15 protein-coding genes and 2 pseudogenes are annotated in these 21800 nt (G+C 64.6%); 3 read left to right on the top strand and 14 right to left on the bottom strand.

What is annotated here, in order from left to right; translation table 11 throughout:
- Nucleotides 1-33 precede the first annotated feature (33 nt).
- The 3 genes and pseudogenes from TEF_08595 to TEF_08605 form a co-directional block, all read right to left on the bottom strand.
- Nucleotides 34-1425 carry a sigma-54-dependent Fis family transcriptional regulator gene (locus tag TEF_08595; protein ANK80846.1) on the bottom strand — a complete coding sequence of 464 codons (1392 nt, stop codon included), beginning with the start codon at nucleotides 1423-1425 and terminating at the stop codon, nucleotides 34-36.
- A gap of 425 nt (nucleotides 1426-1850) precedes the next feature.
- Entirely contained in the window at nucleotides 1851-2177 is a 327-nt protein-coding gene (locus TEF_08600) for a hypothetical protein (protein ID ANK80847.1), read from the bottom strand.
- 722 nt (nucleotides 2178-2899) lie between these two features.
- Nucleotides 2900-3420 (bottom strand): annotated as a pseudogene (locus TEF_08605) (transposase).
- 218 nt (nucleotides 3421-3638) lie between these two features.
- On the opposite strand from TEF_08605, the gene TEF_08610 reads away from it, so the two are divergent.
- The gene (locus tag TEF_08610) at nucleotides 3639-3851 is read left to right on the top strand and encodes a hypothetical protein (GenBank protein ANK80848.1); all 213 of its coding nucleotides are present in this window, start codon (nucleotides 3639-3641) and stop codon (nucleotides 3849-3851) included.
- Between the two features lie 174 nt (nucleotides 3852-4025).
- Here the strand turns inward: TEF_08610 and TEF_08615 are convergent, their stop codons facing one another.
- The 8 genes and pseudogenes from TEF_08615 to TEF_08650 all read right to left on the bottom strand — a co-directional run bounded on the left by TEF_08615 (nucleotide 4026) and on the right by TEF_08650 (nucleotide 12292).
- Entirely contained in the window at nucleotides 4026-5318 is a 1293-nt protein-coding gene (locus tag TEF_08615; GenBank protein ID ANK80849.1) for a hypothetical protein, read from the bottom strand.
- A gap of 22 nt (nucleotides 5319-5340) precedes the next feature.
- Nucleotides 5341-5847 (bottom strand): hypothetical protein, encoded by a 507-nt coding sequence (locus tag TEF_08620; protein ANK80850.1) that lies wholly within the window; start codon nucleotides 5845-5847, stop codon nucleotides 5341-5343.
- Between the two features lie 16 nt (nucleotides 5848-5863).
- Complete coding sequence (locus tag TEF_08625; protein ANK80851.1) at nucleotides 5864-6736, bottom strand: hypothetical protein; 873 nt, start codon at nucleotides 6734-6736, stop codon at nucleotides 5864-5866.
- Between the two features lie 30 nt (nucleotides 6737-6766).
- A complete protein-coding gene (locus TEF_08630; protein ID ANK80852.1) occupies nucleotides 6767-8452 on the bottom strand; it encodes a hypothetical protein in 1686 nt (561 codons plus the stop codon).
- A gap of 29 nt (nucleotides 8453-8481) precedes the next feature.
- Nucleotides 8482-9531, bottom strand: coding sequence for a hypothetical protein (locus TEF_08635; GenBank protein ID ANK80853.1), 1050 nt, complete (start codon nucleotides 9529-9531; stop codon nucleotides 8482-8484).
- Between the two features lie 34 nt (nucleotides 9532-9565).
- Nucleotides 9566-10381, bottom strand: coding sequence for a hypothetical protein (locus TEF_08640; GenBank protein ID ANK80854.1), 816 nt, complete (start codon nucleotides 10379-10381; stop codon nucleotides 9566-9568).
- 169 nt (nucleotides 10382-10550) lie between these two features.
- On the bottom strand, nucleotides 10551-11594 hold the full coding sequence (locus tag TEF_08645; GenBank protein ID ANK80855.1) for an amidohydrolase: 1044 nt from the start codon (nucleotides 11592-11594) through the stop codon (nucleotides 10551-10553).
- A gap of 413 nt (nucleotides 11595-12007) precedes the next feature.
- Nucleotides 12008-12292: pseudogene (locus tag TEF_08650) on the bottom strand (transposase).
- Nucleotides 12293-12788: 496 nt separating this feature from the next.
- On the opposite strand from TEF_08650, the gene TEF_08655 reads away from it, so the two are divergent.
- Nucleotides 12789-13835: a hypothetical protein gene (locus tag TEF_08655; protein ID ANK80856.1), complete on the top strand. Its 1047-nt coding sequence runs from the start codon at nucleotides 12789-12791 to the stop codon at nucleotides 13833-13835.
- A 653-nt stretch (nucleotides 13836-14488) separates the two neighbouring features.
- On the opposite strand, the gene TEF_08660 is transcribed toward TEF_08655, so the two are convergent.
- Nucleotides 14489-15487, bottom strand: a complete 999-nt coding sequence (locus TEF_08660) for a hypothetical protein (GenBank protein ANK80857.1) — start codon at nucleotides 15485-15487, stop codon at nucleotides 14489-14491.
- A complete protein-coding gene (locus TEF_08665; protein ID ANK80858.1) occupies nucleotides 15484-16992 on the bottom strand; it encodes a DNA methylase N-4 in 1509 nt (502 codons plus the stop codon). Before TEF_08665 ends, TEF_08660 begins: the two co-directional genes overlap by 4 nt.
- 721 nt (nucleotides 16993-17713) lie before the next feature.
- Between TEF_08665 and TEF_08670 the strand changes: the two genes are divergently transcribed.
- Nucleotides 17714-18157, top strand: coding sequence for a MucR family transcriptional regulator (locus tag TEF_08670; protein ANK80859.1), 444 nt, complete (start codon nucleotides 17714-17716; stop codon nucleotides 18155-18157).
- Between the two features lie 1138 nt (nucleotides 18158-19295).
- On the opposite strand, the gene TEF_08675 is transcribed toward TEF_08670, so the two are convergent.
- Nucleotides 19296-21704, bottom strand: coding sequence for a hypothetical protein (locus tag TEF_08675; protein ID ANK80860.1), 2409 nt, complete (start codon nucleotides 21702-21704; stop codon nucleotides 19296-19298).
- Nucleotides 21705-21800: the final 96 nt, after the last annotated feature.

Genomic DNA, 21800 nt, shown 5'->3' on the forward strand with positions numbered 1-21800 from the left:
AATCAACGCGGTGGCTTCTGATTGTCTGGAAGATCAGACAGCTTTCCGCCTGTCCGATGTTTCGGACATGATGCCGTGGCTGGCGAGCTTGGCGTAGAACTGGGCCCGGGATATTCCGAGGCGCCGGGCCGCTTCGGCCTTGACGCCATTGGTCTGTTCCAGCGCGTGACGGATAGCGGCGTCCTCCGCTTCTGCCAGCACCTCACGCATCGGCCGGATCTCCCCGGCCGGCTTCGTTGAGACCTGCTGAGCGGCCGATCGGGGCCGGGGCAGCAGGCCGTCGAAATCATCGGGGCCGAGAACATCCGTGTCGACGGCGGCCGCGGCCTGTTCCAGTACATTGCGCAGCTCGCGCACATTGCCAGGCCAGTTGTGCGCGGCCAGGCGATGGAAGGCGTCGGCGGCAACGTCGCGGGGCGCACCGCCGGCCCGGTGTGCCATGTCTTCGAGCAGCGTCTCGCACAGCAGGGGCAGATCGTTCAGCCGTTCGCGCAGCGGCGGCACCGTGACCGGCAGGACATTTAGACGATAGTAGAGATCGGCCCGGAACTCGCCGCGGTCAACCATGGCCTTCAGGTCACGGCTAGTGGCGCTGATGATCCGCACGTCCACGGCGATTACCCTGTTGGCGCCCAGCGGCTCGATCTCCTGCTCTTGCAGCACACGCAGCAGCTTGGCTTGCAGGGGAGGCGGCATGTCGCCGATCTCGTCGAGAAAGAGCGTGCCGCCGTCGGCGAGCAGGATCTTCCCTTCGCGACCCTGGCGGCCGACGCCGGTATAGGCACCGGGGGCCGCTCCGAACAGTTCCGATTCCAGAAGGGTTTCCGGAATCGCGGCTACATTGACGCGCACCATGGGACGTTGCGCACGAGGAGAGGTGGCGTGGATCGCGTGTGCCAGCAGTTCCTTGCCGGTGCCTGTTTCACCATAGAGCAGCACCGCCGCGTCCCGCTCGGCCGCCCGGCGGGCGTGGCGCTTGAGTTGACGGACGGCGTCCGTGGCGCCGACGAAGCTGCCGAAGCGATACTTTGCGCGCCGGCTCTCGGCCAGTTCCCGGCGGGTGGTCTCCAGTTCGCTCTGGAGTTGCTGGAAGCGGTTGACCAGCGGCTTCAGTGACTGCAGACGGTCGAACAGGATCACCCCTATGGCGCCCAGCAGCCGACCGTCCTCGCCGCGCAGGGGAATGCGGGAGACGGTAAGCTGACGGTTGCCCAGGTCGATGATGTCCAGCAGATCGGCGCGTCCAGAATCCAAGACACGGCGCATCTCCGAATGCGGGATGACGTCTTCGACCGGCTTGCCCTCCACCGGATCGACGCCGTTCCATCCCAACAGCGCCTTGAACTTGTCGTTCATCCAGGAAATGCGGCCGCGCGTATCGACGGCGAAGGCGCCCTCGTACATGGAATCGAACAGGTCGATCATCGCCTGTGCCGCTTGGCGTCGAATCTCCGCCTCACCGATCGCGCGAAAGCCCAAGCCTGTCCTCTCTGTCGGAATGCGGACCCAGGACAGCAATGTCTGGATTCCCGAACAATCTAGGCGCCGGGCCATCCTTGTGACAACTCTATTCTGGGTCGATGGATCGTCCGTCCACACACATCCTTGGGCGATCAGCCACCGGCCCCGAAACGATCGTCCCAGCTGATCCAGCCTCCCACTGTGTGAAGATCTTGGCCCGGTCAGCCGTCCCTGGAGAATGCCGCGATGCTTACATAAGCCGTGGCTGCGCCTCCGGGGTCTCGTCAACGGCAGATTGGCGCGAGCGACGTCAGCGGCGTAAGTGTCAAGTCTTCAGCAAAAATCGACGAGATCCTCGCGTTCACGCCGGTAATGGCGGATGCGGTGGTTTAGGGTCGCAACGGAGGGGACGTAAAACCGGCGGCCTTGCAGGCATGGTCGAACTGGCGTTGGATTTCAGTCTCACGGGTGTCGTCCCCGCAGATGGTCGGCAGCGTCGCCTTCCACCTGGCCCAGATGTCGAAGAGATAGAACAGCAGTATGTCCCGACCTTTGGAGCCCCGCGGGCCGAACCGGGGTCTCTCTGCGAACGCCGCGGCGCGCTCCAGTATGGGCACGTCCGCGGGGCCACAGGCTGAGAGGAACTGCCTCGGAGAGAGGTGAGTAAATGGCTGCTGCTCTGAGTCTGAGGCAAGGGGTATCTCGTCCAGTGCCATGGCAATCCACAGCAGGACGCCGTCCGGCCAATGGCGGTTGCCGACGATGTCCGGTTCGCAGTAGGTGATGGTGCCGATCTCGTAATCAGCGGGTCACAGATTCGAATACTGTTGAGAGCAACAATAATTTCGATGATCTATTATAAAAATCAATCAACCTCAAAAATAATTCTTAAGCGCATAGTAATTGAAAATGGCAACTTCGACGTATGCGGCGAGGCGGGGAATGAACGGCTAATCCGTCCAACTTGTGCATCTGACGCCTGGGCCATTTGCCGAACTAAATCCGAAACACCAAGAAACACGCCCGGTGTTCGTGTCGAGACGAAATGCTCCTTGCTGATTTCCGCCTGAGGGCACCAATTGGTATCGGGCCACGTCGGCCGAATCGCTCTCTGCCTCGTTGGTGACTGTAATCAAGAGTGCTGCGATTGTCGCAGCCGATACTGCAGCTATTGTCAGGTTACGAACCATCATGAGTGCTCTCCTGCGTTATCCCTTGCCAGCGTTTGCGCTGGGACTTCGAAATCAGAGCGCGTCCTTCCGCCGTATTCGACAGCGCACTTTCCTTTCGACCGCCGTGGCTTGGCAGGGGAAACCCTCGCCGGGTACGCGCGCCGTGACGTGAGCCCCATTCTTCATCCTCTCGAAGGTAGAGTCTGGTCTGCATTTGCGCTGGGCCCCAACACTGGACCACCGGATTGTGGAGTTTTTCGGTTCTATCACGGTGACGAGCTGGTATCGCCGCCGAAATTGTGCCGCGCAATCGGCACCTTGCAACCGATCGCGCTGTGAGGCCTGACTTCGTTGTAGTCGCTGCGCCAATCCTCAAGCTTTTCGCGGGCATCGGCAAGGCTCATGAACTCAGTGGGCGTTCAGACATTCCGCTCGGAGCATGCTGTTAAACGCCTCGATGAAGCCATTGTCGGTGGGTTTGCCGGGCCGGGAGAAGTCCAGCGTCACCTCGTTCGCATAGGCCCAGAGACCCAGGTCCCGCGAGATGAATTCGCTCCCGTTGTCGACACGAATGGTCTTCGGATAGCCGATGCTGGCACAGACCCGTTCCAAGGTGTAGACTACATTCTCTCCCCCTATGAGCGAAGCGCGGATCGACCGCGGGACAGTGCCGGGAGTGCGTGTCCACCACGGTCAGAATGCGTAGTCTCCTGCCCGTTGCCAGATGGTCGTGAACGAAGTCGAGCGCCCAAACGTAGTTTGGCCCGACCGCTTCCCGGCGGTCCTCACAGTGAGCTATTCCCCTTCCGTTGGACAGGTTTGAGAACGATTTAAACTACAGCTGGGGCCTGCCGATCGCGCTGCACAATCGCGGCAGCGATACCCGCCCGTCACCGTGATCAGAGCCGAAAACTCCAGGATCCGGCGATCCAGGGGCTCAGAGCACAAACGGAATGACTCTCGTTCTGAACGAGGGAACCAAGGGGCTCAGACCACAGGGCTGCCATGGATTTCCTGAGGCGGGCGCTGAAACGCTTCGGCTCAACACGCACCATCGTCACCGACCGCCTGCGTTCCTACCGCGCGGCATTCTCGAGCCTCGGCATAGGCGACCGCCAGGACACCACGCGTTGGCGGAACAACCGGGCGGAAAATTCCCATCAGCCGTCTGACCTCAACCAGATACAGCTCTGCTGCGCCGGGGTCAGATTGCACTGACAATGCCCCTGCGGGAATGTCGACCTCTACGAGATGACCCGGGAAGCGAACCTCGACTCCTACCACCTGGAGCCCCGCCGGGCGGATCGTCGTAGGAGCGCCTGATCCTCACACGGCAGGCGGCTGCGCCGGGGCCCGTGTCGCCCCGGCCCGCACCGCCGCAGCGGTGCCCGCTCAGTACATCTGCCGTGGCAGCCAGAGCGCGATGTCGGGGAAGGCCACCAGCAGGCCGACGCCGATCAACAGCAGCAGCACGAATGGCAGGGCGCCGCGCGCCACCTCCAGCACGTTGGTCAGCCCCGGTATCAGCCCCTGGATGGTGTAGAGATTGATGCCGACCGGCGGGGTGATCAGGCCTATCTCCAGCAGCATCACCAGCACCACGCCGAACCAGACCGGGTCGTAGCCGAGCCCGGTGACGATAGGAAACACCACCGACAGGGTCAGCACCATCATCGACAGCGCGTCGATGAACATGCCGAGCACCAGGTAGATCAGCACAATGACGCCCAACACCACCACCGGCGCCACCGCAAGGTCGGCGACCCAGCTCGTCGCCTCCCGCGTCATGCCCCACGCGAACAGCGCGTAGGAGAAGATGTGCGCGCCGATGATGACGAACATCAGCATCGACGTGAAGGTGACTGCGGCGACCACCGACTCGCGGATCACCGTCCAGGTCAGCCGGCGATAGGCCGCGGCGACCACCAGGGCGATCAGCACGCCTAGCGCCGCCACCTCGGTCGGCGTGGCCCAGCCGAAATAAATCCCGCCCAGAACCACCAAGATGATCGCCAGGACCGGCAACACGTCGCCGATGGAGCCGAGCAGTTCGCGCCTGCGGGTGCGGGTCTCGTCCAGCGGCACCGGCGGCGACACGGCAGGGTCGCGCCAAGCCCGCCAGCCGATATAGGCGGCGAACAACACCAGCATCATCAGCCCCGGCACGGCGGCAGCGATGAACAGCCGCCCGAGCGAGACCTCGACTAGCGCCGCGTAGATGATCAGCGGGATGCTGGGCGGGATCAGGATGCCCAGCGTTCCGCCGGCGGCCAGCGTGCCGAAGATCAAGCGCCGGTCGTAGCCGAGCGCCATCAGGTTGGGGATCGCCGCCGTGCCGATGGTCGCGGCGGTGGCGACGCTGGAGCCACTGACAGCCGAGAAGACGCCGCAGGCGCCGATATTGGCGTGCAGCAGCCCGCCGGGCAGCCAGCGCAGCCACAGGCTCATCGCCCGATAGAAGCGCTGGGCGATGTCGGAGCGCTGGATGATCTCGCCCATCAGCAGGAACAGCGGCACGCTGATCAAGATGTAGTTGTCGGCGATGTTCCAGAGCGCGTAGCCGGCGCCGCGCAGGTGCGCGGGGTTCAGGATCACGAGCCAGACGAGGCCGCTGCCGCCCAGCGTCACTGCGATGGGGACGCCGAGGAACAGCGGAACCAGGATCGAGATCATCATGAGGATCAGGGTTTCGATCGCTGCCGCTCCCTCACGCCGCCGTATCGGCGCCGACGTGCAACGCCGTCACGACCGAGCGGGCCAGCTCCACCGAGGCGCGAAGCAGCATCAGCCCCAGCCCCACCATCATGCCGACCTGCGGATAGAACAGTGGCGTCATCATCAGGCCCTGGCTGCGGATGTTCTCGGCGAAGGAGTTGGCCGTGACGGTCCAGCCGACATAGAACAGCGCCGCGACGTAGAGCACCAAGAACAGCGACGCGCCGAGCGCGGTCACCCAGGCGCCCAAGCGCGGGTTCATCCGCTCGACCAGGAAGTCGGCGGCGATGTGGGTCCGCCGCCGGGTCACCTCGGCCAGCGGTAAGAAGATTAGCCAGGCCATCGCCAGGCTGCTGTATTCCGAAGTGAAGGGCAGGCCGCTGCCGGCCGCCCGGACGGTGATTTCGGCCAGCACCAGCACCAGGATGACCACTACTGCCAGCCCGCCGACGATCAGGGCGAGCCGGTCCAGGATGCGCAGGGTACGTGTGGAGGACATCGTCGAACCACGCCGCTCAGTGAGCGAAGTAGAGAGCGGTCGGGTTGTCCACCAGGATCTTGCGGCGGGTCGCGTCGTCGCGCGCCCAGACGCCGAGCAGGTCGAACAGATCGCCGTCGTTCGGCGCCTGCCCCGGGAAGCCGGAATGCGGCCAGTCGGTGCCCCATACGCACCGGTCGGGATTGGCGTCGATCAGGCGGTGTGCCCGCTCGGCCAGCGCGTCGTCCGGTTCGTGGAGTGCGGTGGAGAGCTTCACCCAGGCACGCCCGTCCCGCATCAGCTCCAGCAGCATCTTGAAGCCTTCTTCGTCGGTGCCGCTGTCGGCCTGAATCCGGGCCATGTGGTCGAACACGACCGGGATGTCGAGACTGACAACGGAATCCACCAAGTCCGGCAGGGTGCGAGCGTCGATGAAGAACTGGATGTGCCAGCCATATTGCTTGATGCGCTGGGCGACCGGGGCGAACTGGGCGAGCGTCAGCCCGCCCTTGACCGAAGGGTTGATCCGTACGCCGCGGGCGCCGCGTTGGTGCATCGCCGCGACGTCCGCCTCAGGGATGTCGCCATGGATGGCGACCACCGCACGGCCGTTGGCTCCGAGCCGCTCGGTCGATTCCAGCGTGCAGCTGTTGTCGGTGCCGTAGAAGCTCGGCTGGACGATCACCACGCGCCTGACGCCGATGGTCTCGATCATCCGGACATAGTCCCCGTAGAGACCTTCGAGGGGCGTCAGTGCGCGGTTCTCCCCCAGGGGATAGCGGTCGAACGGCCCGACGATGTGCATGTGGCAGTCGCAGGCGCCGGGGAAGGTGCGCAGCTTCGGCTTTCGCGTGTCGCGCACATGGCCCGATTCGTTGCCTAACTTGCCCTCCAGCTTGATCTCCACCATCGCTGCGTCCCTCCCCGTTGACCGACTTGCTTAGTTGAACTTGTCCAGCACCGACCCCGGGCCGGTGCGATGTTCGACATAGTCCTTGCCGTCGAACACCTGCCGGCCGTTGCACCAGACGCCGTGCATACCGAGCGGCTCGCGGATCGCCCGCATGCCGCCGCCGGGCAGGTCGGGGACCCGCTTGGGCGGCGAAATACCGACCTTGTCGGGGTCGAACAGCATCAAGTCGGCGTAGCCGCCCGGTACGATTCGGCCACGGCCCTGAAGGCCGTAGAGGTCCGCGGGGTGGCTGGTCAGCCGCCGCACGGCCTCGGGCAGGGCGAGATCGCCGCGTTCCCGCACCCAGCGGCCGAGCACATACAGGCCGAGGCCGGCGTCGCACATGAAGATCAGATGGGCACCCGCGTCCGAGAGCGCGATCACGCCGGCATCATGCTTGAGCAGCGGCGCCGCGCCGTCCTCGTTCACGTTCAAGAACTTGCCGACCATGACCGTCTTCAGGTCCTCCTCGAGCCAGAGGTCGAAGAGGGTGTCCAGCGGGTCGGCACCCCGTTCCCGCGCGATCTCCGCGATCGACCTGTTGGTCAGGCCCTCGTTCTTCTTCAGCGCCGGCACGGCGACCGAGACCCGCTCCCAGTTGCCGGTGAAGAAGACGCCGGCCTTCGGGTGGGCGAGGTTCTGGCGCAGCCCTTCGCGGAACTCGGGGTCGGCATAGGTCTTCTTCAGCGTCACCGCGTCGGCGGCCTTGTAGGGCGCGAACGCGTCGTGGCTGTGCAGCGGATAGGCGCTGGTGCCGGTGAAGTCCATCGACAGCGGCTGGGCCGTGACCTGATGGTACATGCGGTGGCCGCGGCCGATCGCCTGGGCGCAGCGGTCCAACGCGTCATAGGCCCCGGTGGGGTTGGCGTCGTTGAACATGCTGTTGACCGAGGAGAGGCTCAGCGTCGCCCCGGTCTTCGCCGCCAGGTCTTCCAGCCAGTCGAGGCTCAGCTTCAGCCCGTAGGCGCACTGGAACACGCCGTGGTTGTATTCGCCCAGCACGCCGACGAGCTTGGCCAACTCGCCCTCAGTGGCGATGGTCGAGGGCATCGGGATGCCGTCATAGCCGCTGTGGTTCGGCGAGAACGAGGAGGCGAAGCCGATCGCACCGCCGTTCATCGCCTGGCGGATCAGGTCCTCCATCGCCTTCATCTCGTCCTCGGTCGCCTCCTTGCGCTGCCAGGCGTCCTCGCCCATCACCACCGTGCGGATGGTCGAATGGCCGACGAAGGCGGCGACGTTGGCGTAGATGCCGCGGCTGCGGACGAATTCGAGATATTCGGGGAAGGTCTCGAAGCCCCAGTTCACTCCGGCAAGCAGGGCCTCTAGGTCCATGCCCTCTACCACCGAGAGGTTCTTGAGGACCGTTTCGTTGTACTGGTGCGGGCAGGGCGCGACCGTGAAGCCGCAATTGCCCATCACCACGGTGGTCACGCCGAGCGAGGGCGACGGGGACAGGGTCTGGTCCCACGTCACCTGCGCGTCGTAGTGGGTGTGGATGTCGACGATGCCCGGTGCCAGCACCAGACCGTCGGCGTCCACCGTCTCGGCGGCCGCGTCGGAGAGACGACCGATCTCGGTCACTCGGCCGTCCTTGACGCCTACGTCCGCCAGCTGCTCCGCGGCGCCCGTGCCATCCAGCACGCGAGCGTTCTTGATCACGAGGTCGAGCATCGTCTTCTCCTCCGTTTCGGTAGCGACAATCAGCCTTCCGGCGTCTCCACGGCCTTCAGCACGTCGGCGAGCACCGCCTCGGCACCCTCGCCGGCCCGCTCCAGCCATTTCGGCCACACCCGCTCCTGCGCGATGGCACGGAGCTTCTGATATTCCTCGGGCGTGGCGGTCGCCATCTTGAAGCCGAAGACCTCCTCGGCTTCCGTGCGCTTCTCCTGGTCGCGGGCTTCCAGGGTCGAGGCGATCTCCTCGACCACTGCCCGCATCTCCTCGTCGAGGACATTCTTGAGCGCGTCGGGAAGGGCCCCGTAGCGCTCCTTGTTCACGATGGGCCAAGCCGAGATGTACATCGGGTCGGCGATGTAGCCGGCGTTCAGAACCTCGTGGAACTTGGAGCCCTTGATGTTGCCCGAGCCGGTAATCAGACCGTCCAGCAGGTTGCGCTGCAGAGCGGCATAGACCTCGTGCGACTGCATCGTGACAGGGTTTGCGCCCAGTCCGAGTATCAGTTCCGAGAGCTCGGGCGTGAAGACGCGCATCTTCTTGCCTTGGAAGCTGTCGAGCGTTGGCGTCTCGTGCTCGACGAACCAGAAGTTCATCGGCTCGTAGTAATAACGCACGCCGAAATCCACGGCTTTGTGGGCACCGAGGATCTTGTTGACGGCCTCGGACATCGCCGGGCTTTCCCATGCGGCGTTGGTGGCGTCCTGGCCGGCCGAGACGTTAATCTTCTCGGGGAACAGGAACGGCATCTCCGGAGCCACCAGGATTGGATAGGTGCCGGCCACGAAGGAGGGTACCCAGTCGCCGCCCTCGATCAAGCCGTCGCGCACAACCGTCATCACTTCGCCGAACTTGTAGGGCGTCTCGGCAATGAAGACGTACTGGATGTCCAACTCGCCGTCGGTCCGCTCGCGGATCTTGTCGAAGGCCTTGGCCAGCAGTTGCGGATAGTCGTGGGTCATGGGTAGACCGCCGACATAGCGCCACTTCTCCGCCGCCGCAGCGCTACCGCTCAGGGCGACAGCTGCCATGGCCGCACCCGTCAGTGCCGCCGCCACGCTCTTCCAGGTCTTCATTGGACTCTTCCCCGCTTGATGTTGGTTGTTGGGTTCATGCCGCGCCACCTCGCCGGTCGATAAACGACGCGAGTGCCGCCGCGCCTAGCGCCGCGCCTGACAGGACCAGCCCGTGCCGATGGCCGGTGAAGCGCTGCATCTCGGCGTCCTTGAGCCGCGAGAGCAGGTCGGCCGCCACCGTCGGAGGCACGAACGGACTGCCCTGCGGCGCCAGGATCAGCACCGGGCATTCGATCGTGCCGAGTACGTCGCCGATGTCCTGTTCCATGATGTAGTCGAACATCGCCGCGAGCATTTTCGCGCTGCAGGCGAGCTGGGCCTCGTGGACCCACTGCTTCAGCTCGGGGGCGGCGTCCGCCATGAACCGCCCCTCGACCATGCGCTCCGACCACGCCTCGATGCGGCCGTCGCGCAGCATGTCGGGAAAGGTTTCGATGTTCGGAACCAGCCGGCCGGCATAAGTGGTCGACATCACCGTGACCGACTGGGCGCGGCCCCGCTGCCCCGCCGCCCAGGCCAAGCCAATAGTGCCGCCCCAGGACTCGCCGACGAAATGGCAGCGTTCCACGCCCTCCCGGTCCAGCACCGCGTTCACGTCGGCGATCAGCGCGTCGGTGGCCCAGCGCGGCTCCGGGTCGGCGGCGCCGGAGCCGCCGTGGCCGCGCATGTCGGTGCGGATGACGCGGAAGCCGCGGCCTAGCAGAGTCCGCAGCCAGAGCCGCCACGCCTCATGGTTGAAGCCCAGGCCGTGGTGCATGAATACGGTGACCGGCGCAGAATCCCAGACCGGCGCCGTGTTGTCGACCGTATACGAAATCCGTGTTCCGTCGGCGCTGGCCACCGTCGGCATGCGCGATCCCTCCCCCAAGTCGCCCGTCTGTCCGGAATTCTTCTCGATTGCGCCGGCTCGCCCTCCGATGCCAATACCACGCTGCCTGAGCAAGCATCCAGCTTTATCTGAAAAGTGCAGGCCTGCCCTCTACGCGCCGCATGTCTCTGAGATTGAATTGAATGTTGGATCAATTCTCGGTCTGCAACCGATAGACGCGGCCGGCAGTGCCGCTGAACAGCGACTTCTTTTCGTTCTCCGAACATCCCGCCGTCAATCGCTTGAACGCATTCCACAACGATCGATAGGTGCACATCCCTTTGTCAACGGGAAAATTGCTTTCGAACATGCATCTCTCCGGCCCGAAGGCGGCGATGCAGGTCTCAACATAGGGCTTCCAGGCGGCCGCCAGGGTTGCCGAGTCGGGCGGGGCGGGCCGTTCGTGGAAGGCGAAGCCGACGATCCGCATGCAGAGGCCGCCGAGCTTCACGGTCAGGTTCGGAAACTGCGCCAGTTCCAGGATCCTCGCACGCCATTCGGCGAAGACCTCGTCGCGGCGGCCGGCGAACGGGCCGACGCCGATCGGCCCGCCGACATGGTCGAGGACGATTGCGGTGTCGGGGAAGGCCCGCACCAGGTCGGCCACCTCGTCGAGCTGGGTGTGCAGCGCCCAGACGTCGAAGCTCAGCCCGAGCGGCGCCAGCGCCGCGAAGCCGGTCCGGAAGGCCGGATCCATCATCAATCCGGGCGGCGGCGCGGCGGTGGTGCCGCGTACGTCCTTGTGCCAAGCGGCACCGTTGCGGATGCCGCGGAACCGGCCGTCGGCCGCCGCGACATGCGCTTCCAGCACCGGCCGGGCGCGGTCGCCCAGCCGGAGGTCAACATTGCCGACGATGCCGGCGCAGATGCCGTGGCGCCCGCGCGCCGCGGCCTCGGTGCCGACGTCCCGAATAAACTCGGTCTCACCCAGCGAACGCAGCTCCGGGGGCCCGTCCGGTCGGTACCAGGCGCGGCACTCGACGAATACGGTCGCGGCGATCCGGTGGCCCGCGTCGAGGTCGGCCAGCAGTTCCTCAGCCGGATAGTGGGAGCCGGGCAGTTCCCACAGATGGTGGTGGGCGTCTACGATCGGTAGGTCCGGTTCCAGCACCGGCTCGCCGGCCAGCGCCAGCCAGTCCGGGTCGAGGTCGATCAGCGGCCGGCCGGGGCTCTTGTCGTCGTGCAGGTCGGTCATGGGGCGCGTATCCCTCGCCGGGGTTTTGTCAGACTAAATTTCGGAGCATCTCCAAATAGCATCCGGTAGGCTGGCCGGATGGGCAACCCCTTCCGCTATTTCAACAGTTCTCCGGCGGAAATCCACCAGCGAAACTGTCAACGCCGGACTAAAAATGCATCACCCGGCCGGAGTAAAAATGCATCACTTGTGATCGAGAGAGGGGTCCCGCGGGACCCCTCTCTCGATTGCGCGCCGTTCAGTCCCGGGCGGTGTCTTTTGATCGCCTCTGCGCCTGCTTGAGACGGTAGCTTTCGCCGTTCATCTCAAGGATATGGACGTGATGCGTCAGCCGGTCGAGCAGCGCCGGTGAGGCGCTCGGAGCCGAAGACGGACGTCCATTCGTCGAAGGGCAGGTTGCTCGTGACGATGGTCGACTCCGCGCGCAGCTCCTTTACCTCGGGGCTGCTGGCCTGGCGGGCCGTGTCGCCGGCCAGGCGCCGCTTGCCTGCCTCCAGGAACTCCTTCGACCAGGAATAATACAGGCTCGTGGCGATCCCCTCGCCCCGGCAGAGCTCGGCGATACTCTCCTCGCCTCGCAGCCCCTCCAGAACGATCCTGATCTTTTCCTCGGCTGAATGGTGCTTGCGGGTGTTGCGGCGGATGTCCTTCACGGCCTGGTCGACCGTGGCTCTTTGCTTACCGAATTCCTGTCTCATCTCTACTCCTCGGCGGTTACGATGAGCCAGAAATCCTCCGTCAGGCAATCACATCAAAAAGGCCCAAGAGCGCTGATGGGGGACAATCGTCACGCCGCTATGGCGTGCTCACGGATTTCAGCTTGTTAGCGCTTCGGTTGCAGTGAGAGCACCGGACCAATGGCTGGAGACCGATCAGTCTGTCTCCTCTCCCAGCCCGGTGAAATCTAGTGGAAAACTCTACCGTCCGGCGGTCCGAGGTCTCGGCGCGGGGAGGGCGAGTACTTGCCATTAAAATGAGAAAAATACGGGGCGCATGCCAGTTATGATTACATGCCGTTTGACGGGTGGTTTCAGAACAAAGACTGTTTTATCGCTGACCGGGTTAGGGGAGTGACTCGGGTAATGTCAATTTTTTGGGGAGGAGATCGACATGGCTCTACGCCATCTGCTTATCACTGGCGCCGTCGCGGCCGGCATCGCACTAGCCGGCCCGGCTGCGGCGCGGGAGTTTCAAATGGCCAATTTCGTTGGCCCCAAGGGCGTCATCGCCGACGGCAACGACGTCTTCATGAAGATGATGAACGAAGGCACAGACGGCGAATTCACCTTCGAGAATTCCTATGGCGGCCTCTTGCTGGACGCCACCCAGATGCTGGAAGGCGTGCCCAATGGTGTCGCCGACATCGGCTATCTGAACGCACCCTACTTCCAGGGCGAGTTCCCCGAGTTCAACCTCATCGCCAACATGGGCCTCGTCGGGAAGGACGCCGCCGCCATGGGCGGCGCCATCATGGAGTACGTGACCACCTGCGATCTCTGCCTCGCCGAGCTGCACGGCAACGGCCACGTCTATCTCGGTTCCCACTCGACGCTTGCCTATCGGATGCAGGGCAGGTCCGGCTTTTCGAACGCCGAGGAGCTCAAGGGCCTGAAGCTCCGCACCGCGCTCCCGTCGCAGGGCCGCTGGGCCGAACACTTCGGCGCCGTGCGCGTTGCCCTGTCCGGCGGCGAGGCCTTTGAGGCGATCTCCACGGGCCTCGTCGACGGCGCGCTGGCCGCGCTGACCGAGTTCTACACGCTCAATCTCGGCGACATCGCCACCGACATCAGCATGACGGAGGTCGGCGTCTTCAACGGGACTTCGCCGTTCAGCTTCGGTGTGCCCCAGTGGCAGGAGCTGACTGACGAGCACCGCGCCATGTTCATCGAGGCGGCGACCTACGGCAACGCCACCATGATCGCCAATGCCTATCGTGAGGAGAGCCGCGCGCTCGCCGAAGCGGAAGAGAAGGGTATGACCCTGCACCACCCTTCGCCCGAGTTCGTCAAGGCGCACAACGCGTTCATCGAGCAGGATGTCCAGACCGGCATCGAGGAGTCGGTCCGCACGACCGGTGTCGAGAACGCGCAAGAAAAGGTCGACCGTTATCTGGCGTTGATCGACAAGTGGCGCAAGCTGGCCGACGGGGTGGACAAGACCGACGCGGACGCACTCGGCAAGCTCTATATGGATGAGATCTGGAGCAAGGTCGATCCGGCCACATACGGCATGGGCAAGTAGCACCGCATCCAACGAAGCTCGCTACCGAACCAGGAGCCCCGCCGTGCCAGACACGGCGGGGCTCTTCCGTTCGTCATCCGCCCGCGTTGCACCGACCATGTCTGCGGCCAATTGGGTCTCGTCATCATGTCCGTGCGGAATATGACGCTGCGTGAAGCGGTGTTGGCTGAGAATTGACACGGCCGACGCTCCTGGACCCGGAGACCGCAGACATGATCGATGCAACGGCGGGGTGGCGCGAGGGGCTCAGAAGTTCTGCCGTATCTGCTGCGTCGTGTCAGCTGGCAGTGCGGGCTCGGGTTCATCGCTCCGGCGCCGGCGCCAACATTGTGCGTCGATGGTCTGCGAGAGAACTACGAGATCGAGCTGATCCGGATCTGGCGCTGAAGAGCATGCCGGGTCGAACACTGTTAAGCCGGCCTGACTTGGCCCGCATCAAGCCAGGCCTGCGGGGGGGCTGTTGGCCTGTTAGGGCAGCGAGGGTTTGGGGGTTGAAGCCCGGCCTCTGGCTGCGCAACAGCACCATGCCAATTCTCTCTTTCACTTCGAGATCGAGCGGCAAATCGCGACGCCGGGAATCGCTTCGTCGGCAGGGCAAGGCCAACCGCTGTGGCCTTCCCGACCACCATGCGTCAGCCCAATTCCAAAGTGCATCAGTCGCCGTCTCCGTTAGCCTCTGCCTTCTGCCGGAGACGATCGAAGAACTCTGCGCTCAAACGGTCGATCTCCGTCTGCATCGCGGGCGAGACCAGGGACACCTCAGGCTTCGCTCGCATCAGACGGTCCTTTTCGATGGCGTAGCGTCGTTCCAGGTCGCGCCGTGTCATGCCGGCATAGTCCATCATCAGCCCAACAGCCTCCCCGTCACGCCAGCGGAACCGGCGCGGGAGAACTGCGTCTGTGAGGGTCGCGAATAAGAGCGCTGCGCAGATTCCCTCGCCTTTCGGCCGGTTCTTCCTGGCCTTGCTCGTCTTGTCCCAAAGAGCCGACTGCATCAAAGCCAGGTTCCGCAGTTCCGCCACGTGCTCAAAGACCGCGACCTCTTCGGGAAACTCCGGCCCGTTGATCCACACCTCCGTTGTCTGGTGGTTGAGCACGATGTCGTCGGGGTGCGGCAGGAGGTCGGGTGGCGGCAGACCCCGCCGGCGATGCGCCTCGATCGCCGCCTCCCCCTCGCGCTTGAGCGCCGACAGGCGGACATAGCGGTCGATCAGCCGTTGCTGGTGCTCCTTTTCCTTCGCTTCGATATCGTCAAGCGCATTCTTCAGGGCGATCCGGTTGCCCTTCAGGCCGAGATTGTGCTGGGCGCGACGGAGCAGTTGAGCGGTCGGCAGCTCAACCTCCTGGCCATTCTCCCGGAACTTCACGGGACGATAGGCCTCCTCCTGCAGGAAGACGTCCGTCGGCGCGTCCGAGAGCTGAATGGGTTTCGGCTTCGGCTTTTTCGGCCGGCCACGCGGATTGCCGGACTGGCCTTTCCTGAACCGCGTCGACCTGGGCGGCTTGCCGAAGCCGACCTCGTAGTCGTCGCCGTTACCGTCATTCGGGCGATCGCCCTCCGGCTTGGCCCGACCTTGATCTTCGCCTGATCGCGCGCGCCAGCGTTGCGCGGGGCGCCGACGCTTCTGGCCGTCATCCCGACCGCCGCTCATTTCGCGGCCTCCCGGTCGGCACGGACGGCTTTGGTGCGCGGGTCCTCATCCTCGCCGGTCTCGGCGTGGTTGTCACCGGAACCAAGCTCCTCTGCGGGCCCGGGCTCGATCTCGGCCAGTCGTTCCTCCTCGACGTCCTCGAAGCGTGCGCCGGTTGCCGCGAGGGTGGGTTGCTTGCCGGTGATGCGTTCCCAGCGCCGGACGATGGTGTCGCAATAGGCCGGGTCGAACTCGAGAAGCCGGGCCTTGCGGCCGACCTGCTCGGCGGCGATCAGCGCCGTGCCCGAGCCGCCAAAGGGGTCGAGGACGATGTCGCCTCGTCTGGAGCAATCCCGGATGGCGTCCGCCACCAGGGCGACAGGCTTGACCGTCGGGTGCATGGCAAGGTCGGCGTCCCGGCTGGCGCCAAAGCTGTTGATGCCGGCATAGTCCCAGACATTGGTCCGGTAGCGCCCGGTCTCGCCGAGGCCGAAGCTGTTCACATGGGGACCACTGCCCACCTTGAAGACGAAGACCAGCTCGTGCTTGGAGCGATAGAAGGCGCCCATGCCGCCATTGGTCTTGTTCCAGACGCAGAGGTTCTTCATCTCGTCGAAGACCGTGCGCCCGGCGGCCAGCAGTTCGCCCATGTGCCGCCAGTCCATGCAGACGAAGGCGATGGCGCCATCGCGGCAGCGGTCAGCCGCCGCGCCCAGGGTCTCGGTCAGGAAGGCAGTGAAGGCCTCCTCCGACATCTCGCCCGAGGCGAAGGCGAACTCCCGGTGGCGCACCTTGCCGAGGCCGGAGACATGGCCGTCGATCGGCACGTTGTAGGGCGGGTCGGTGAAGACGAGATCGACCTCCTCGCCGTCCAGCAGGAGATCGTAGTCAGCCGGCGATCTGGCATCGCCGCAGAGCACGCGATGGCGCCCGCAGCGCCATAGATCGCCCGGACGGCTGATCGCGGTCTTCGGGAGCGGTGGGATCTCGTCCTCGGGGCCGGCCGGTCCCGGCACGTCTCGTTCGCTCGCGGCATCGAGGGTAAAATCGATCTCGGCCAGCGAGAAGCCGGTGATCTCCACGTCGAAGTCGAGATCGACCAGGGCCTGCAGCTCGATCGCCAGCAGCTCCTGGTCCCAGCCCGCGTTCAGGGCGAGCTTGTTGTCGGCCAGGATATAGGCTCTGCGTTCGGCCTCGTTCATGTGCGAGAGGCGGACGGTCGGCACCTCTCTCATTCCCAGCTGCTTCGCCGCCAGCACGCGGCCATGGCCGGCGATGATGGTGTCGTCGTCGGCGATCAGCACGGGGTTGGTGAAGCCGAAGCGGTCGATGCTGTCGGCGATCTGGCGGATCTGTCGTCGCGAATGGGTCCGGGCATTGCCCTCATAGGGGCGAAGCTCCTCGATCCGGCGCATGGTGATCGTGGACGCGGCCTTCTCCCGGCTGCCGCCCCGGGCCTGGCGCGTCCGCCTGGCGCCGCCTGCGCGGCGCTGGGTTCTGGTGGTCATATTCGGGTTCTCCGACATTGCGTTGGCGTTCTCGGAGCACGACCGGTCACGTTCTGTTCCGGTCGCGCCCTTCATCCACGCATTCGCTATCGGAGCGCGTTTGTCAAAGCGGGCTATCCCAAAATCTGTGGAAATCCGTGGTTTTCTCCACAGAAAATTTGAGGAGATCGTCCGGCGATCTCATGAACCGTCTATGAGAGGCCTATTAGAAGCCTATCAGAGGTCTATTAAGGGTTTCAGGGATTCCGCCTCTCCACCGAAACATCCCCGGATTTTTTTTCGAGGTGTGGACAATCAGGAGGCGAAACAGCCCCGATTCCGACTGCGAATTGCTGGCATCGAAGCTCAATTCGGCGAATCACTTGGCGAGGCGGCGCAATCGGCCGGCGTTGAAACCGATCTCCAGGTGGGTTCGTTTACCGGTGTCCGGCGACTGAATGACCCATTCAAGTGCTTCATGAAGCAACCAACGGAGCACCGCGTGATCCTGATCTCTTCGAACGATGTCTCGTCGAAGGCGGCCACCGTTAGAATTTGAAGAGTGAGCGATAGACGTACTACGTCGATTGATGAGTACGCGCTTCACGACTGGAACGGTGGTCAGTCTTTTCAATAAAATCGCCGCAAGGCACTATTGTCATCGGTCTGTCGATCGCTATTTTCCCGGCAAGGGCAAGCAGGCCTTTAAAATCCACAAGTGTCCCGACTGTCTTCGGGCCAGATCAGAGAGTGAGTATTGATGGACAAGAACGACGCCGCGAACGAGCCAACCAGCCGCCAGGACCTGATGGAGATGACCTCCGAGATCGTGTCGGCCTATGTCGGCAATAACATCGTGCCGGCCGACGAGGTGCCGAACCTGATCAGGCGCACCTTCGACGCCCTGGATGCCGCGGATAAAGGCGAAGAGGCGGCAGCTGTGGAGCCACAGAAGCCCGCAGTTCCGATCAAGCGCTCGGTCACGCCTGAGCACCTGATCTGTCTCGAGGACGGCAAGAAGCTGAAGATGCTGAAGCGTTATCTCCGGACCAATTACGACATGACCCCGGAGCAATATCGCGCGAAGTGGAACCTGCCGGCCGACTATCCGATGGTCGCGCCGAACTACGCCAAACAGCGCGCCGAAATGGCCAAGTCCATCGGGCTCGGCCGCAAGGGACGCCAGGCCAAGGCCGCCAGATAGGCGGAACCCAAGGCGCTTCGACAGCGACCGTATTAATCCACCATGACAACCCGGCCGGCGCCATTGGGTGCTGGCCGGCTTCCTGCTCGATCGGCTGGTGCCCGGACGGTCATATCCGTCCCGCACTCGTCCCGGAAAACGGCAGATCCATCCCGCAATCATCGATTTCTGTCCCGGATGACGCTGGCGCCGTCCCACTTTCGTCCCGCAAAAGCGCGAAGCTGTCCCACTTAACGCCTCTTTCGTCCCACATCCGTCCCGCTTCCGCGTTCATTTGTCCCGGTTCAGGCAGCACCTGTCCCGCATCCTGCGGTCCACAGCGAGCAGACAGGTGGCTGTGGACCGCGCTGCCCACTCCTGGGCGTCGGAACCGGACGCCACCTCTCCGGGAACCCCGGAATCCTGCCAGCTCAGGCGGGGCGCGGACCGGCCTCTGACACCGGCGCCGCTCCGGGCCCGCCCGTGCACGGCATCATCGATAGCGCCGGTCTGAATTGTCGTTGAGCCGCGGAAAGGGCGGGGTTCCCTGGGGAATTCGCTGCTTCCGGAATCAGCGTTCCCTGCAGGCATTCACGGATTCCCTGCAAATTGGTTTCGGCTCCCTGTTCCGGGACTTGAATTCCCTGTTCCTGGTCACAGGGAATTTGGCCGAAAAGGAACCGGATTTCAGGAGGTTACGGCAACCAAATGCGCCCCACCAGGCCCGAAAAAGACGAAAATTCCCTGTTCTTCCCTGTAAACAGGGACCCACGATGCAAGAGACCGGTTCCGTGGAGACTGCCGACACCACCATTTCTTCTCACACCCCCTCACGTCCAGACTGCAAGGGCGCGAGGACGCGGCAATTCCGGGCCTTTGCGGGCTCCCTTCGCGGATCGCAAGGGCGCCAGAGACGATTCCCGTGGTCCGTAGAGTCACTAAAAGGTCACGGGTCTCTGCGGTGCGATTTGGGCGTCCAAACCATCATTCTTGGGAATTTGGTGGAAAGCTCTCAGGTCTCGAAACCGAGAAGCTGCCGCTGCTGATCGGCCCCGGCGATTGGTCCGGGTGCAATGTTTGTGCATGGGCGGCTTTGCCGCCAAGCGGGCTGGCCGGTGAAGCGGAGCGGAGCCTGACGACCAGGGCGGATTGCTCCGGGTCAGTCCGGACCGGTCTTGCCGCGGAAACATGCGCCCTTGTCGATCAGCGCCGCGCACTGCGCTTCGGACCAGCCCAGCCAGTCGGCCAGGACCGCCTCGGAGTGCTCCCCCAGCAACGGCATCCTGTGGGTGTCCCGGCAGGGTGTCTTCGAGAGGCGAATGGGCGGACCGCCGACGGGAATGTGCCCCTGGAACGGATGCGCCACCTGGGTGATCTGCTCACGCGCCGCAAGCTGTTCGTTGGCGGACACGTCAGGGATGTTCGCCACGCGCGCCGCCGGCAATCCGGCATCGACAAGAAAGCGTTCGGCCTCTTCGGCATCGATCGCCGCGGCCCACTCGCCGACGAGACGATCGAACATCGCGGCCCCGGCATCCGTCGGCTGTCCGATCCCCGCCGCATCGAACAGCCGCGCCGTTTCGGAGTCGCTCAGGACGCCGATATGCAGGAAGCGCCTGTCGCGGCAGGGAAACGTGTTCAGCCGGCCGTCGACCCGATTGCGGATTCCACATCTCGATTGTGAAACACCCGAGCCCAGGTATTCGGGAATTGCGTCCATCAGGAACGTCGTCGCGGCGTCGAGCATCGAGACGTCGACACACAGCCTGGCGCCACTGCGCCGGCGCGACCGAAGCGCCATCAGTGCGCCGATCGCCCCGTGTACTGCCGCCAGATAGTCCCCGATGATGGTGCCGGTCAGTGTTGGCGAACCTTGCGTAGCGCCGGTCAGTTCCATGAACCCGGACAGCGCCTGCGCAATCGGGTCGTAGGATCCCCGGTCGCGCCACGGCCCGTCCTGCCCGAATCCGGAGATGCGCACCAGACTGAGTTGCGGATTGATCTCCCGCAGCCGCTCCGGGCCGAATCCCATGTCCTCGAGCACGCCGGGGCGGAAGTTCTCGACCAGAACGTCGGCCTTGGCTGCGAGAGCGGACAGAACTTCAAGCCCTTCCGCCTTCCGGAGATCAAGGACGATGCTCCGCTTGGAACGGTTCAACGTGCTGGCGAACATGGCGTCCGGCTCGCCGAGCAGGCGGTCGATCAACCGCGTACCGTCGCCGATGCCCGGCGGTTCCACCTTCACGACATCGCCGCCGAGATCCGCCAGTATCTGCGTGCCGTGCGGGCCGGCCACATAGCGCGTGAGGTCCAGGATCCGGACACCCTTCAGCGGCCCGCCGGCCAGTGCTGCGCGGTCTTCGGCGGTGTCATGGCCGCGGTTGTCCGGCCCGTCGTGCTTCGCGGCGGCGTCGGTCGACCGGCTCAGCCACGCGCCGAGAACCGCGTCGGTGTCGGCGCCCGGGACCGGAACGCGATAGGCGCGCGGCAGGGCCGCATCCGAATAGCGGATCGCCGGTCCGGCGACGGAAAAGCGCCCGCGGCCCGGATACTCCACGTCGACGATATGCCCGCGATGGCGGAGTTGTTCGTTCGCACAGACATCCGCGATGCTGGCGATGCGCGCGATGGCCAGCCGGGCGTCGAGGAGTCTCCGCTCGACCTCTTCCAGGTCGAGGCCGGATGTCCACTCCGTAATGATGCCGTCCACGGTGGCCTCGTGCGACTTGCGGGCCTCGATCCGGCTGAAGCGCTCGTCCGCGGCGATGTCCGGCATCCCCATGGCCTTGCAGAGCTTGACGAACTCCGGATCGCTCCAGGCGACGATGTAGATGAACTTGCCATCGCGGCAGGGGTAGGCATTGCAGGGCACGGAAACCGGGTTCCTGTTGCCCCGCCGGGTCCGTACGTGGCCGGTCAGGCGGTATTCGGGAATGAAATGCATCAACAGGCTGGCGGCCACTTCGAGCATCGATATGTCGACCCGCTGGCCGAGGCCCGTCGTGGCCCGGGCTTCGAGCGCCGCGGTCACGCCGATGACCCCGTGCAGCGCCGAGAAGTACTCGAAGATCTGTGTGCCGCAGGGCGTGGGCGGCCCCTCCGGGTCGCCGGTCAGCTCCATGAGGCCGCTCAACGCCTGGACGACCGAGTCGCCGCCCGGACGGTCGCGCCAGGGGCCGCTCTGGCCAAAGCTGGATATCCGCGTGAGGACAAGGCGCGAATTGATCCCATGCAGGCTTTGCCAGGACAGCCCCAGCGTCTCCAGCGTGCCGGGCCGCAGATCCTCCAGTACCACGTCGGCCCGCGCCGCCAGCTCGGCCAGCTCCGCCTTGCCGCGTTCCGACGACAGATCCAGGGCGACGCTTTTCTTGCCGCGGTCCAGCGTGGCGCCGATGGCCCCCTCGGGGTCGACTGTCAGCCTGCCGCCGAGACGCGAACCGGCTTCCACCTCGGGCGCCTGGACCTTGACGACCTCGGCGCCGCTGTCGGCGAGCATCAGGGCGGCGTGCCGCCCCGCGACCCCCGTCGCCAGCTCGAGTATGCGAACGCCGCGGAGCGGCGCATTCATTGCCCGAGGCCCGCGCGCGTGATTCCTGAAGACATCGTTTGGCTCCTCCCCCATCCGCTGTCATTCCGACAGGGCCAACCTAGCACTGGCGTTCCG

It is taken from the genome of Rhizobiales bacterium NRL2, from assembly GCA_001664005.1.
In the GTDB taxonomy this organism is placed as follows: Bacteria; Pseudomonadota; Alphaproteobacteria; order Minwuiales; family Minwuiaceae; genus Minwuia.

Bases quoted from the DNA above. Each gene is read 5' to 3' on its own strand.
- TEF_08595 (ANK80846.1), bottom strand. From the start codon at position 1,425: ATGATCGACCTGTTCGATTCCATGTACGAGGGCGCCTTCGCCGTCGAT.
- TEF_08600 (ANK80847.1), bottom strand. From the start codon at position 2,177: ATGGCACTGGACGAGATACCCCTTGCCTCAGACTCAGAGCAGCAGCCA.
- TEF_08610 (ANK80848.1), top strand. From the start codon at position 3,639: ATGGATTTCCTGAGGCGGGCGCTGAAACGCTTCGGCTCAACACGCACC.
- TEF_08620 (ANK80850.1), bottom strand. From the start codon at position 5,847: ATGTCCTCCACACGTACCCTGCGCATCCTGGACCGGCTCGCCCTGATC.
- TEF_08625 (ANK80851.1), bottom strand. From the start codon at position 6,736: ATGGTGGAGATCAAGCTGGAGGGCAAGTTAGGCAACGAATCGGGCCAT.
- TEF_08630 (ANK80852.1), bottom strand. From the start codon at position 8,452: ATGCTCGACCTCGTGATCAAGAACGCTCGCGTGCTGGATGGCACGGGC.
- TEF_08635 (ANK80853.1), bottom strand. From the start codon at position 9,531: ATGAAGACCTGGAAGAGCGTGGCGGCGGCACTGACGGGTGCGGCCATG.
- TEF_08640 (ANK80854.1), bottom strand. From the start codon at position 10,381: ATGCCGACGGTGGCCAGCGCCGACGGAACACGGATTTCGTATACGGTC.
- TEF_08645 (ANK80855.1), bottom strand. From the start codon at position 11,594: ATGACCGACCTGCACGACGACAAGAGCCCCGGCCGGCCGCTGATCGAC.
- TEF_08655 (ANK80856.1), top strand. From the start codon at position 12,789: ATGGCCAATTTCGTTGGCCCCAAGGGCGTCATCGCCGACGGCAACGAC.
- TEF_08660 (ANK80857.1), bottom strand. From the start codon at position 15,487: ATGAGCGGCGGTCGGGATGACGGCCAGAAGCGTCGGCGCCCCGCGCAA.
- TEF_08665 (ANK80858.1), bottom strand. From the start codon at position 16,992: ATGTCGGAGAACCCGAATATGACCACCAGAACCCAGCGCCGCGCAGGC.
- TEF_08670 (ANK80859.1), top strand. From the start codon at position 17,714: ATGGACAAGAACGACGCCGCGAACGAGCCAACCAGCCGCCAGGACCTG.
- TEF_08675 (ANK80860.1), bottom strand. From the start codon at position 21,704: ATGAATGCGCCGCTCCGCGGCGTTCGCATACTCGAGCTGGCGACGGGG.